Below are 13386 nucleotides of genomic sequence, written 5' to 3'. Positions count from 1 at the left end.
CCACTGCCGTGTTGAATTCTCTTTCAGAGGAACGCTGCGGCTCGATGCACTGGATCTAGATGAATGAGGACTATGGCGCGGAAACTACCGCTGGATGAACTGTCGACCGTTATCGCGCGAATCCAGGGCCTGCTGCTGACGGAAGAGAAAGTGGACCGCGCCGTGCGGTTGCTTGCCCGTGCCATCAAGGACTCCGTGCCCGGAGCGAGCGGCGCGGGGGTCTCCATCCTGGATTCGAGGGGCAGGCTGACCAGCAGTGCATCGACGGACGAGGTGGTCACCCGCGCGGACGCACTCCAATATGAATTGGGCCAGGGGCCGTGCTTGACGGCTTGGGCGATGGAGGAGACGGTGATCGTCCGGGACGTCGAAACTGATCCGCGGTGGCCGGACTGGACCGACGCCGTGAAGGGCATGCCCATCCATGCGGTGGTCAGCACCCCTTTGATCGCCGAGCAAGAATGCATCGGCGCCTTGAAGATCTACTCGGACCGTGCCGGCGCTTTCGGCGAGGACGCGGCCCGGGTGCTGGAACTATTCGCCGCCCCGGCAGCGACGCTGCTGGCGAATATCCAGGCCAGCGAAGCGCCACACCGCATCAGCGAAGCCCTGGCGGAGTCCCTCCACAGTCGAGACCTCGTCAACCGCGCCTGCGGCATACTGATGCAGCGCCACTCTTTGACCGTTGACATGGCCCTTGCCGAACTGATGCGCCGGGCCCGGCTGCAGAATAGCACGCTGGGCCAGATCAGTGCCGATCTCGTCGCCGGGATTCCGGCGGCCCTGGACTAAGGCCGGCCCGTGGGCTTCGATCAGCACGAACCACAACAGCAGCGCATGCTGGCCGCTGCCATGAAGTCAGCACGCATCAACGTCGGCGATCTCTGGCTCAAGTACTTCAGCCTGGGCGGCGAAGTTGGCGAATACGAGGTGGAAGCCTATCTCCAAGGCCTCCTCTCCCTCCCCGTCCTGCAACGCGACCTCCTGGCCATGGCCGCCAACGAACTCATCGACACATTCCCCCAGGGTCGCGCACCCTACTCCGACGAGCTCGGCTCGGATGGTGAGTTTCCGAGGAAGGAACCCGGGTCCGGGACGCAGGAGCTGCCGGAGTCTGATTCCGGGGAGTAGGCGGCGGGTTGCCCGCCGTGGGTGGGGTGTACGACGGCGGCCCGGCACCTAGGCGGTTGCCTTCACTTCGCGTGTGGTTCCGGCGCGGGGCGGGGTGCGTGGTACGTAACCACACGTAGGCCAAACACGTAGACCCCGGCTCTTCCACACTGAATTTTGCAATTTTCACACGGAGATTCGCCCAAAACGCACGGAGATTGGACCGATTCCACACGGAGACGGGCTTTCGCAGGTTTATCTTTCTCTCAGGATGGGGCCGTCAGCAGCTCAAGAGCTGACAAACCCTCCCAACCAAACAATGTCAACCTAACCCTTGGGGGGATTATGAATTGGCACCAAATTGGCTGCGTTCTGCGAGGAAAGACAAAAGCCAGTCGAGCAGTCGCAGCCGGAATTATCGCGCTTGGGTTGTTTGTCGCCCAGCCCACCTCGGCATTTGCAGCGCCACCCACGCTGGAAGATGCTAACCAGATCCTGGCCAAGACATCGACGAGAATGCAGGTCACGTCGAACTTGGTTGACCCTACAAATAAGGCTGGCGTTGTTGCACCTGGGCGACCAACCGATACTGGTCAAAAGGCTCACGTTCCCAGCAAAGTCGAACTCTCAGCTTCGGGCACGGCCGAGATTCTCGTTTCGTCGGGGAATGATCAGAAGAAGCCGGACAGGAAGATCACTGCCTCGTTCGCCCATGGGAAAGCCAAGGTATCCGGGAACACTGCGGTGTATTCAACTTCTGGTATCGACAGAAGGTTGTATGTGCGTTCCACGCCGAGTGGTGCCGATGTGTTTGTTGCCCTCGGCAGTCCCAAGGCGGATCGGACGGCGGCCTTTGACTACGACCTTCCGCCCGGGTTTACTGTCTCGGACGGAATCCCTGGTTCCAAGAACTTCTACTCGGCTCAAGGCAACTATTTGGGTTCGGTGAAGCAGGGCAGCGCCAAGGACTCTGCGGGCAACGCAGTCCCCACAACATTGGAAATTAGCGCAGCCACGATCACGCAGAAGGTACAGCCCACCACTGCGACTGCGTATCCGCTCGTGATGGCGGCCCCTTCGTGGACCTACAACTACGAGTTCTCACTGGGCTACGGCAATCACGTGGAGCCGTTCAATCTCCTTCGAACCTGCTTCAACTGCTACTTCCCGATCAACGGGGCGACGTCGACGTACCCCTACGTAGGGCAGGTCTTGGATCTGAAAATCCTCGTTGCCGGGGCGATTCAGGTTCCGGCGCCAGTGCAAATTGGTTATGCCGGAAACTTTTATTTCCAATTCACGGCACTGGCAGGGCACTTCGACGGCGAGGGATCGATCATCAATTTCGCCTCGATACCCAAGCCAAACGGCGAGAGGGCTTTGAACGTCAACGCGGCCATCGTCATTGACCGCGGAGTACTGAACGCCGGGAACCAGTACGCCGCACGTGGGCAGTGGTACCAATTTGCAAGCAACATGTGCATGGGGCTTTGGAGGACGAATGCCTCAGCCTGCAACTGGCCTGCTCTCTACCCACCCTACTAACTAAGGATCTGTCGTTGGGGAGTCTAGCGAGACTCCCCAACGACAGTTTTCGTGCGCGGCCACGCCAGTCCGCCTACAAGAGCTGCCGCACCGGCCGAAACAAGATTCGTCCACCACGGCCACGTTGAATCTGATGTCGAAGCCAAGGCCATGAGGATCAGCAACGTTGAAGCCCCGGTAATTACGGCGGCGATGGCCTTTTCAAGATCACGTCGAATCACGATCAGGCGACACGCCCAAAAGATCAATACGGCAATGATGCAACCCAAGACGGCACCTACCATCGCGCCGCCGAGGCCCGAGAGTATCGCCAATCCCGGGCCGCCGGGCCCGCCCAAGAAAAGAACCACTAGCGCATAGGCGCATCCGAACCCAGCCCCAAAGAATAATCCCCTGCTTACTGGTCTGTTCAACGTTCCCCCGTCCCTGGCGAGTTCAGAATGCCCCAAATTCCCAAAGTCTATTGCGTCTACGATAATTCGTTTCAGGGAGCCGGTGCCAGCGGTGGGACCCTGACCATATTCGAGTCGAAGTCTTCGGCCTCCAACCACGCCGCAGGTTCCTTGCCGACGAATTCCTGGACACCCGAGCGCTTCGGACTGGACGATGCGACGGCGGACTCGGCTGCACGGAGATGGTCGCCTGCGAACACTGAGACTGGCTCTTTTCACACGGATTTTTGGTGAAATCACACTGAGATTCGGTAGATCGCACACGGAGACGCCCTCGGCGGGGCTTATTTTGCTGTAGATGAAACTTCTAACTCTCTCCGCGGCCGCAATGCTCTTGATCGTTGCCGGGAACGACCGTTTGGTCCGAAACTTGTCCCGCTCCTCGTCGGAACAGGTGGTTCCAAGCCACATCAAATGCTCGCGAGAGTAATAACTGTAACTTCTGACGAAAGCGGTATACATGAACCTGTCGGTCGTGGTGAGCCCAACAGACTTACGCCCTCTTCTCCCGGGGACCCAGCATCCTGGAGTGGGCCTACCCGAGCGAAATGTTCCCCACCCACGTTCGCGCTGCGCGGTCGGCATCACCACCGCCGTCAGCCGCATCGGTGCCGCACTCGGAACGTTCGCGCTGCACTTCGGACTCAGCTACTAGGGCATCGGCCCCCATGATTATTGACGCACTTCCTTGGTGTCCCGGCGATTCCCCGTTACCGGTCAAGAAAAGCGGGACAGAGCCGCTCTCTTTAGGGGTATCGGCTGGCAACGCCAGAGTCATTCGCTCGCTATTCGCGATTCGGCAAGGTCGGCAGGTTTTCGGGTCTTCGTCCTGCGCGGACGTTACTGGTGGATCCTTCGGGCGGACTATCTTTCGTTTGAGACCCGGTCGGCAGTGCGAAGGAGGAAGAACGCCAGTAACAGTCCCGTGAGACACCATGCGGGGGCAAGTCCATAGCCGAGCATAATTCCCGAGCCTTCGGCCCTAAGCCAAGACACTTGATATGTAAGCGGGTTGGCTGCTGATAGCCATTTGATGTACTGGGGTGCAGAGTCCAGAGGATAAAACAGCGGAGCCGCTAAAACCACCGGAAGTGATGTAAGAGTAATAACCAAATCACGCTTGGAGTATGACTGAATCCTGGCACCAGCTGCGGCCCCGAATCCTACCCAACCCACAACAATCACAGCGCCTAGCGCAATGAGTTGGAACAGTTGGTCCGGTTGCATGACGTCGGCTCCGAAAAGGACAATCGCGACTCCGGCGAGAGTGATGACTTGGGCCAGGAAAACGGAAACGGCAAATAAGACGAGACTTCCAACGTAGCCGGCAATGCCGCCGCCCTGCATGACGTAGATTGCAAATATTCCCCATTTCCTGTCATTCGCTACATCGCTCACTGTCGCGGTTCCCGCCCTGAATGCGACGAGACATATCAGACCGACAAGGATGAAGGCCGGGTAACTTCCCTCCTCCGTAGCGACCGAGCCGCTGAGCCCCCCGCCAAGAAGGATAAGAAAGGCAATGGGTTCGATGAACCGACCCAAGTAAACAGAACGCCAGTTCAACATAGACAGGAAGTGAAATTTGGTCAGAACCAGGCTGCGCATGGATGATCAGACTCCTGCCCGGGCCAGGTACCCGTCCCAGAGGTCTTCAGACAGGGGTGCAGCCAGCATGAATTCGTCAACGGGAAGGTCGGCTATGAGTTCTCCCTTGTGCAGGGCAACAACCCTTGTGCAGCGTGTTGCGAATCTGGAGGTTTCATGCGTGCTGATGAGCGCCGCCGCGCCCTGCTCCATTCTGCAGTCGAGATATGCGAAGACTTTCGAGATTCCGGAGGGATCAAGACCGGTAGTCGGTTCGTCCAAGATCATCAGCGGAGGATCTCCCGCCATGGCCCTGGCTATTTGTGTGCGCCGAAGTTCCCCGCCGGACAGGGTTTCCGCAGTTCTTTCCAAGTAGTCTGCAAGGCCCATGGCGGCCGCCAACTCTTCGATAGTTTCACGGCGCTTAGCGCGTGTGGACCGCTGGCGGAGTTCCAAGCCAATGGAAATGTTCTGCCGAACCGTCAGTGACCAGTCAATGATCTCCCGCTGCGGGCACCATCCGATTTCATTCGAGGGCACGTGGAGTTCGAGCTTGCCCTGGTCCGGCCTGGTTAAGCCACCCAGGATGTCGAACAGTGTGGATTTTCCGGCGCCGTTGTGACCTACGACTGCGATGATCTCGCCTCGGGAAATTTTGATCGAGGCATTGTTGACGGCCTTGGCGGTCCTGCCAGGGTATTGCTTTGAAATGCCTCGCGCTTCGATAAGGATCATTTTCGCGCCTCAACCTCTATCAGCTCTGCTAGTTCATCGGGACTTATGGAGTCGGCACACACAATGTGTATGGCTTCCTGGGGAAGCAACGAAGCCGTTCGCGACGGTTCACTTCCGGTGAACCAGCCCAAGGGCGGTGTCGGTCCGATTCGCACCGACAACTCGGAATCGGATCTCCTGAGGGAGCCTAGCTCGCGCAAAACATCATTCTGGAGTCGTCCACCGAAAATGAGTGGTGGAACTGGGAAAATGAGTGGTGAAACGGAGCAAATTGCGTAGTGAATCGGTATCCCGCGTGAGCAGTTCGACATCGGACACTTCCACTGGATGCGAGAGCGCCCAGGGCATACCCGTGCGCCGCCAGGCCGGGATCCCTGCCGGCTAGCAGGGTGTCGTGGGTCAGGTATGCGGGCGGTTGAAAGGGTGCGACGGCGGACTCCATACACGGAGATGCTCGCGCTGGCGAACACGGAGATGTCCGCCTGCGAACACTGAGATTGGCCTTTTTCACACTGATTTTTGGCGAAATCACACTGAGATTCAGTACTTCGCACACGGAGACGCCCTCAGCCGGGCTTATCTTGCTGTTGATGGAAGCGGCGTCGACGGCATCTCCAGCAACCTGGTTGCTTCAAAGTCCGATCGAAGTGAATGTACGGCGTTGGGGGAAGACATGGTGATATCAGAGGCCCGGCTGGAAAGTCGTTCCAAAGGTTTGATCTGGGGAATTGTTGGCGCCTCAGTCATCGTCCTAGTCGTGTCCGCCCTGGTCTCGGGCATCCTATTGCCCGGACTCCTCATTGCAACCAGCATCGTTGCCGTTACCTGGACGATTGTTCGGATGACCGTCTCCGTCGCAATAGTCGAAGACAAAATCGTTCTGCGCTGCGCGCCGTTCTATTCAACCGAAATGTCGATCTCAGACGTTGCGGCCGCAACTATTGCACAGAACACGTCCCTCTCTGACGGATATGGCTTCCGGGTTATCGGAAAGAATACCCGAGGCTTGCTGGTGGGAGGGCCCGCGATCGCTCTGGACACGAAGCACCGCCAATGGATCGTCTCAACCACCCATCCCGAAGAGGTTGCATCAACAATTATGAGTCAAATTGCGACTAAGTGAATAAATGCACCATTCGAACAATAATTAGCGGAGGAATCATGAACAAAGTACTCAGCAGTGGCGTCGTTTCTGCATTGCTCTTCACCGGATTGCCGGCTGGGACACCGCCGGTCGCAGCGACCAGTCCGTCCGACTCGGTTGAAGTCCTCAAGAAGAACGATGATGCATCCGCCCGTTCCCTGTTTCAAGCTATCTGGTTCGCCACCGGAGATCAGGTGCCCAAGCTCAGCGAAAAGGTCCGAAGCCAGGGCTTTCGAACGTATCTGAACCAACACGCAAGCCAGGAAGGGGACATCCAGCGGATGGCAAATGAGGTGGCCGACCATCTTGAAAACTCACAACCGGGGTACCTAGCAAAGCTGCACAAGAATCTCACCTCCGGCGACGTCTATCAGGTCGAGTCCTCTCTTGCCGCAACAAGCACAGATGTCCTTCAGACTGTTCGCCAAAAGTATGCCGCGGAAGTAGCCTCAGCGAACAAAGATGGAGGCGCATCCGGCAATTGCCTGTGGGTGTTTGCTGTTGCCGCCGTAGCAGTCTGGAGCGGAGCGGTCGTGGTCAATTACGCAGGCATTGTTAATGTCGCTGGCGCAGTAAACGCGGTTGGTTGGTTCAACGCTTCAGTATCGGTGAATGTTAACCGTGCTTCAAGCCTCGAGACCGTGGCTGCGACGGACGAACACCGGGCCGTCACCGAAGACACCGTGGCCGCGTTGACTCTTGCACTCGCGAAGTAAAGATCTTCCACGGTTCAATCACATGCTGCCTCTCCCCCGCCGAATACGAGTCCGTTCACGGCGCATCGCGAAGTGGCACACGGCAATACCGATCTTCTTCGTTTGCGCTGTCCAGGTATATTCCATCTTCGCCGTTTCGCCTCACTCCACATTTCATCCCCCTGGAATGGACGCCGTGAAGGAAAGCCTGTCAAGAGCGGTTCCTCAGGGCTGGGCCTTCTTCACAAAATCGCCCCGGGATCCCTTCCTGCTCGTCTTCGCGAAAGGCGACGCCGGCGCGTATCGAGAGCTACTTCAACTACCGACCACCAAAGCCGAGAACTACTTCGGCATCAGCCGGTTCGGCCGTGGGCAGCCTGTTGAGCTCGCAAACATCGTGAACCGAGTGGCTTCCCAGAGCTGGAACAAGTGTGGCCCCGCAACCAACTCGTGTCTCGACGGTCCTGTTGGGGACATCAAGGTGCGCAACGAGAAGCCTGACCCTAGTCTCTGTGGTTCTATCAAAGTCGTCGAAGTGGTTCCCGTTCCGTGGGCCTACAGACACCTGACTGATGCTCGATTCCAGGCACAAAAAGTAGTCAGCTTGGAGGCCACATGCCCCTGAAGATTTTTCAGCCTGGAATCGAGGGCGTCAGGGCTGTTGCGTGGTCACCGGTTATCGGGGTGCTTCGATCTGTCTTGGCCTTCGCAAGCCTACTGACACTCAGCGCGACGCCGACCACCAGCCTTTTCCAGCCTCTTTGGGGAATCGGCGCCCAACCGGTATGCGAGGGAATCAACGCACTCAATCTCTTCTGCGTTTTTGGACCCACCAACGTTGACCAATCGAAGTGGGCCGCGATCGGCTTGCTGCTCTTGGTCATGTCGGGGCACTTCCCCCAGGTCACGTGCTTCTTTCACTACTGGGTCTCATTTTCGGTCTTCAACGGGATTGCTATTCCCGACGGAGGCGATCAAATCACCGTCGTGTTGACCCTCCTACTAATACCCATCTGCGTGACTGACCCGCGCAGGAACCATTGGTCGCCCTCACCAGACGCCATGCGCCCAACGGGCAGGAGACGCAGCTGGGCTGTCGCAGGTTTGATCGGAATCAAGATTCAGGTATCCATCGTATATCTGCAATCTTGCATCGAGAAGACCGCGCAGACCGAGTGGGCAACCGGGAACAACCTCTATTACACTGCTTCGGGCGTGTTCGGCCTCTCCAATCCCGTCAGAGTCCTACTTGCGCCACTCCTCGAAAACGAAGCGATGGTGAGCCTTCTAACCTGGTCCGTCTTGGCACTCGAATTCGCCCTTGCGGTGACGCTGCTAACCCCGACCTCGTGGCGCCCTTACCTCTTCCTTGCGGCGGCATTTTTCCATGCCGGAATTGCCTTCTTCATGGGATTGTGGAGTTTCGCCCTAGCCATGATCGCTGCGGACCTCATTCTGACACTCCCTCGCACAAGCGTTGCCTTCAGCACCGGATACTCACTGAGAAGAAGCAGACCTGCACCAGTGATCAGTCAAAAGAATCTGCCGACCGCAGGAGGCGCAATCTAACCGTCATCGCACGTGGCTTGTCCAAAATCATCCCGCTCCCGAGGCTCCTTGTCGTGCTCGCTGCGATCGACTTGCCTGGCCTGATCTTCGGTCCCCGGAGATGTAGCTTCGCGTCAGGACACGCGGGCCCTCAAGTCGGCCAATCCGTCAGCTCCGATCGTCTGCTCCCAATAGAATGCAAAGCGAGTACGTGCGTAATCAATGAATGCTGCACGGCAATGGGGACGATGCCAGCATCAATTTAAGAAGCTGCCCCCCGCATTGCCCGCAGCAACGGAAGTGGGAACAGTGGCCGGCAACAACAACGCCAACCTGGTGTGGAGCATCGCGAATATTCTGCGGGGTACTTACAAACCGGCGCAGTACGGCTCGGTGATCCTGCCCTTCACCATCCTCCGCCGCCTGGACTGCGTGCTGGAAAAAACCAAGGACGCCGTCCTTGCCGAGGCAGAAGCGAAGAAGGACCTGAATATCCCCCTGGACACCTTCCTGCAGAAGGCCTCCGGCCACAGCTTCTTCAACACCTCCAAGTTCAATTTCGCCAAGCTCCTCGATGACCCCACCAACATCAAGGCGAACATCCTCAATTACGTCCAGGGTTTCTCGGAGAACACTCGGGACATCTTCGAACGCTTCGAGTTCTACAAGACCCTCGAGAAGCTGGACAGCTCGGACCTGCTTTACCACGTGACCAAGGACTTCGCCGCGATCGACCTCCACCCGGAGACCATCAGCAACGTCGAGATGGGCCTCATGTTCGAGGAACTCATCCGCCGCTTCGCCGAAGCCTCTAACGAGACCGCCGGCGAGCACTTCACCCCGCGCGAAGTCATCCAGCTCATGGTCCAGCTGCTGCTGAACTACGACGACGACGTCCTCACCAAGGAGGGCATCGTCCGGTCCATCTACGACCCAACCGCCGGGACGGGCGGCATGCTCACTGTCGCCCAGGAACACCTCCATGCGCTCAACCCCAGCGCATCCCTCGTCGCGTACGGCCAGGAAATCAACGACGAGTCCTACGCCATCTGCAAGTCCGACCTGCTGATCAAGGGCCAGGACATCTCCAAGATCTCCGTCGGCGACACCCTCGCCAACGACCAGAACATCGGCCAACAGTTCGACTTCATGCTCTCCAACCCGCCCTTCGGCGTCGAATGGAAGAAGATCCAGCCACAGATCCAGAAGGAACACGAACTCCACGGCTTCGACGGCCGCTTCGGCCCCGGCCTGCCCCGCGTCAGCGACGGCTCCCTGCTGTTCCTGCTGCACCTGGTCCGCAAGATGCGCCCCGCGCACGACGGCGGCTCCCGCATCGGCATCGTCCTGAATGGATCGCCCTTGTTCACGGGCGGCGCCGGCTCGGGCGAGTCCGAAATCCGCAAGTACCTCATCGAGAACGACTTCGTGGAGGCAATCATCGCGCTGCCCACGGACATGTTCTACAACACCGGCATCGCCACATACATCTGGATCCTCTCGAACAGCAAGAAGCAGATGCACCCGGAACGCGTCGGGAAGATCCAGCTGATCAACGGCGTCGACTTCTTCCAGAAGATGCGCAAGAGCCTCGGTTCAAAGCGCAAGGAACTCGGCCCGAAGGACATCGCAAGCATCGTCCAGCTCTACGGTGCATTCGAAGACGACGGCGAGGCCTCCAAGATCTTCAACAACCAGGACTTCGGCTACTCCACCATCACCGTGGAGCGCCCGCTCAAGCTCAACTTCACCTGCACGCCCGAACGGATCGACGCCGTCCTGGCGCAGAAACCCGCCGAGAAACTGTCCGACGACGACCGGCAGCTTCTCGAGAAGACGCTCACCCGGCTGAGCGAAGACGAAACGACGCTCTGGAAGAACCGCGAGGCATTCCTCAAGGCCCTCAAGCCGGCCCTCGTCAGCGCCGGTTTGAAGCTTGGCGCACCGGTCCTGAAATCCGTCCTGGCTGGGCTATCCGAACGCGACGAAAGCGCCGATGTCTGCAAGGGCCCAAAGGGAACACCGGAGGCAGACACTGACCTCCGCGACACCGAAAACGTCCCGCTGGGCGAGGACATTCAGGACTACTTCGCACGCGAGGTCCTGCCCCACGTCCCCGACGCGTGGATCGACGAATCCAAGACCAAGATCGGCTACGAGATCCCATTCACGCGCCACTTCTACAAGTACGTTGCGTCCAGATCGCTGGAAGAGATCGACGCCGATCTGAATCAACTTATCTCGGAGATCACCGCGCTTCTTGCCGAGGTCGAGAAGTGAGCCTCTACGCTCCCTACAAGGCTTACAGGCCATCACACATGGCGTGGCTCGATGAGGTTCCGGCGCACTGGTCTGTGTCGTCATTGCGGTGGCTCTCGACTCGGTACACAGGCGGCACCCCAGATCGTGAAAACCCCGACTTTTGGAGCGACGGGTCGATTCCTTGGCTCAACTCGGGCGCGGTGAATGATCCAGTTATCCATGAACCGTCGGCGTACATTTCCGAGACAGGCTTTGCCGGCAGTAGTGCCAAGTGGATTCCAAAAGGGGCGCTTGTCATGGCGTTAGCCGGCCAGGGGAAAACCAAGGGAACCGTCGCTCAGCTCGGCTTTTCTGCGACCTGCAACCAGTCCATGGCGGCTCTCATCCCCACAGAGAGAGTGGACGCGAAATACCTGTTTTGGTGGCTTCGCTCGAACTACGCAAACGTACGAGGCCTGTCTGGGGGCGATCTACGAGATGGGCTGAACCTGCAGCTGATCGGTGACATACCCGTCCCTTTGCCCTCCCCGAACGAGCAGCGGACCATCGCTGACTTCCTCGATCGCGAAACCGCCCAGATCGACGAGCTGATCGGCAAGCAAGATCGGCTCATCGAACTGCTCGCCGAAAAGCGCCAAACCGTCATCACCCACGCCGTCACCAAAGGCCTCGACCCCACGGCCCCCACCAAACCCTCGGGCATCCCTTGGCTCGGCGACATCCCGGTTCACTGGGCAGATAGTCGCCTCAAGTTTGCCGTGAGACGCATCGATCAAGGGGTAAGTCCGCAAGCGGACGGTATCCCAGCTAGTTCCGGATCTTGGGGCGTCCTCAAGTCAGGGTGCGTAAATGGTGGCGTCTTCAGGGAGAGCGAGAACAAGCAACTCCCGAGCAATTTCACTGTCGATCCAGCAATCGTAGTTAAGGTCGGTGACCTGTTGGTCTCACGCGCAAGTGGATCGCCTAAGCTCGTCGGCTCGGCCGCACGCGTGAGAAGGCTCGACTCGAGCCTGATTCTCTCCGACAAAACGTTCCGATTTGTGCCGAAGCCGGACATCGATGCGGACTTCCTGGAGTGGTTCCTCAACTCGCAGCTGTACCGGGAACAGGTGGAAGGCAGCATTAGCGGGGCCGAGGGACTCGCGAACAACATCTCGACGACGGCTCTAAAAAATATTCGACTCCCGCTACCGCCGCGTGCCGAACAGTCACAAATTGATGTAGTACTTTGCCGGGAAACCGATGCGCTGACTCGGCTCGTAGACACGGCGACAAAGGCCGTACACCTACTCGAGGAGCGCCGCTCCGCTCTCATATCCGCTGCCGTCACCGGCAAAATCGATGTTCGAGAAGGAACAGCATAGTCATGACGCTGCCTCAGTGGCATGGATTCGTTGACCCCGTCCTAAGGACCATGTCTGACGGCCAGGTACGTCGGAATGCTGAAATTCGAAATGCCGTGGCTGAACGTACCCAATTGTCGGATGAAGACATGGGTGAAATCATGTCCTCGGGCGAGGCCCGCTGGGCCAACAGGATCAATTGGGCAGTCTTTGATTCTATGAAGGCAGGCTTGCTGGTTCGCGAGGCTCGCGGACAGTACCGGATCAGTGAGGAAGGTCTTCGCCGCGCATCGAACGGGTCGCCGATTACCTATCAGACGCTGCAGGAGTATGAGTCCTATCGCCAGTATCAGGCCAAGTCCAGCGCACCGAAGGCTGCGCCCGCGACCGGATTGACAGCCGTTCAGCCCGAATTAGCCGCGGGCGCGGGCGCGGACTCCGACCCGTCGGAGGCACTCGAACAATCAGCGGCACAACTTAACCAAGTCGTCATTGATGAGATTTACCGAAATCTCTTGGAGCTGACCCCTGACGCCTTTGAACGCCTCATTCCCTTTGTCGTAAAGGCCCTCAGGTACGGGACCGACCGGGAGGATAATCTCAAGCCAACGCAGCGCTCGGGGGACAAAGGCATCGACGGTATTGTCTGGCAGGACGCACTTGGATTCGACCGTGTCTATCTTCAAGCGAAGCGCTACTCCGAGGGCAACAATGTCGGAGCCCCGGAGGTTCAGGCATTCAGCGGGGCGCTGGGACAATTCAGAGCCACCAAGGGCATCTTCATCACCACCTCGACGTTCACCACCGCGGCGAGAGCGGTCGCCCGCGACACTGCACACTACACGCTGATTCTCATCGACGGGCAGCGGCTGGCGTCGCTCATGTTCGAGTACGGCGTCGGTGTCCAAGTCGACCGCACAGTAGTCGTGAAAAAGCTGGACCAGGACTTTTTCGACAGTTTCTAG

The 13386-nt window shown here is 58.4% G+C and carries 14 protein-coding genes; 11 read left to right on the top strand and 3 right to left on the bottom strand.

The genetic code is table 11. The features are described from left to right. Nucleotides 1–72 precede the first annotated feature (72 nt). The 3 genes from AC3WJM_RS13030 (at nt 73) to AC3WJM_RS13020 (ending at nt 2655) form a co-directional block, all read left to right on the top strand. Nucleotides 73–792 (top strand): GAF domain-containing protein, encoded by a 720-nt coding sequence (locus AC3WJM_RS13030; protein ID WP_492272069.1) that lies wholly within the window; start codon nt 73–75, stop codon nt 790–792. A gap of 9 nt (nt 793–801) precedes the next feature. Next, nucleotides 802–1131: a hypothetical protein gene (locus AC3WJM_RS13025; RefSeq protein ID WP_492272068.1), complete on the top strand. Its 330-nt coding sequence runs from the start codon at nt 802–804 to the stop codon at nt 1129–1131. A 324-nt stretch (nt 1132–1455) separates the two neighbouring features. Further along, complete coding sequence (locus tag AC3WJM_RS13020) at nt 1456–2655, top strand: hypothetical protein (RefSeq protein WP_492272067.1); 1200 nt, start codon at nt 1456–1458, stop codon at nt 2653–2655. A 484-nt stretch (nt 2656–3139) separates the two neighbouring features. On the opposite strand, the gene AC3WJM_RS13015 is transcribed toward AC3WJM_RS13020, so the two are convergent. After that, nucleotides 3140–3307: a hypothetical protein gene (locus AC3WJM_RS13015; protein ID WP_492272066.1), complete on the bottom strand. Its 168-nt coding sequence runs from the start codon at nt 3305–3307 to the stop codon at nt 3140–3142. 260 nt (nt 3308–3567) lie between these two features. Between AC3WJM_RS13015 and AC3WJM_RS13010 the strand changes: the two genes are divergently transcribed. Beyond that, nucleotides 3568–3762 (top strand): hypothetical protein, encoded by a 195-nt coding sequence (locus tag AC3WJM_RS13010; protein ID WP_492272065.1) that lies wholly within the window; start codon nt 3568–3570, stop codon nt 3760–3762. A 209-nt stretch (nt 3763–3971) separates the two neighbouring features. Here AC3WJM_RS13010 and AC3WJM_RS13005 read toward each other — a convergent pair whose 3' ends face one another. After that, complete coding sequence (locus AC3WJM_RS13005) at nt 3972–4715, bottom strand: ABC transporter permease (RefSeq protein WP_492259193.1); 744 nt, start codon at nt 4713–4715, stop codon at nt 3972–3974. Between the two features lie 6 nt (nt 4716–4721). Further along, nucleotides 4722–5429 carry an ABC transporter ATP-binding protein gene (locus AC3WJM_RS13000; protein WP_492272064.1) on the bottom strand — a complete coding sequence of 236 codons (708 nt, stop codon included), beginning with the start codon at nt 5427–5429 and terminating at the stop codon, nt 4722–4724. 673 nt (nt 5430–6102) lie between these two features. Here AC3WJM_RS13000 and AC3WJM_RS12995 point away from each other — a divergent pair. From AC3WJM_RS12995 to AC3WJM_RS12965, 7 genes are all read left to right on the top strand, one after another. Continuing rightward, a complete protein-coding gene (locus AC3WJM_RS12995) occupies nt 6103–6552 on the top strand; it encodes a hypothetical protein (RefSeq protein WP_492272063.1) in 450 nt (149 codons plus the stop codon). Between the two features lie 38 nt (nt 6553–6590). Further along, nucleotides 6591–7289 (top strand): sporulation delaying protein family toxin, encoded by a 699-nt coding sequence (locus AC3WJM_RS12990; protein ID WP_492272062.1) that lies wholly within the window; start codon nt 6591–6593, stop codon nt 7287–7289. Between the two features lie 22 nt (nt 7290–7311). Beyond that, the gene (locus AC3WJM_RS12985) at nt 7312–7893 is read left to right on the top strand and encodes an SdpA family antimicrobial peptide system protein (RefSeq protein WP_492272061.1); all 582 of its coding nucleotides are present in this window, start codon (nt 7312–7314) and stop codon (nt 7891–7893) included. Further along, a complete protein-coding gene (locus AC3WJM_RS12980; protein ID WP_492272060.1) occupies nt 7884–8837 on the top strand; it encodes a sporulation-delaying protein SdpB family protein in 954 nt (317 codons plus the stop codon). The genes AC3WJM_RS12985 and AC3WJM_RS12980 overlap by 10 nt, the downstream gene beginning before the upstream one ends. Before the next feature lie 261 nt (nt 8838–9098). Beyond that, nucleotides 9099–11096, top strand: coding sequence for a type I restriction-modification system subunit M (locus AC3WJM_RS12975; protein WP_492272059.1), 1998 nt, complete (start codon nt 9099–9101; stop codon nt 11094–11096). A gap of 38 nt (nt 11097–11134) precedes the next feature. After that, a complete protein-coding gene (locus AC3WJM_RS12970; RefSeq protein WP_492272058.1) occupies nt 11135–12442 on the top strand; it encodes a restriction endonuclease subunit S in 1308 nt (435 codons plus the stop codon). Nucleotides 12443–12444: 2 nt separating this feature from the next. Continuing rightward, nucleotides 12445–13386 (top strand): restriction endonuclease, encoded by a 942-nt coding sequence (locus tag AC3WJM_RS12965; protein WP_492272057.1) that lies wholly within the window; start codon nt 12445–12447, stop codon nt 13384–13386.

It is taken from the genome of Arthrobacter sp. FW306-1B-G06A, from assembly GCF_058781765.1.
The sequence above is the reverse complement of the archived record's forward strand: the minus strand, read 5'-3'. Positions and strand labels throughout refer to the sequence as shown.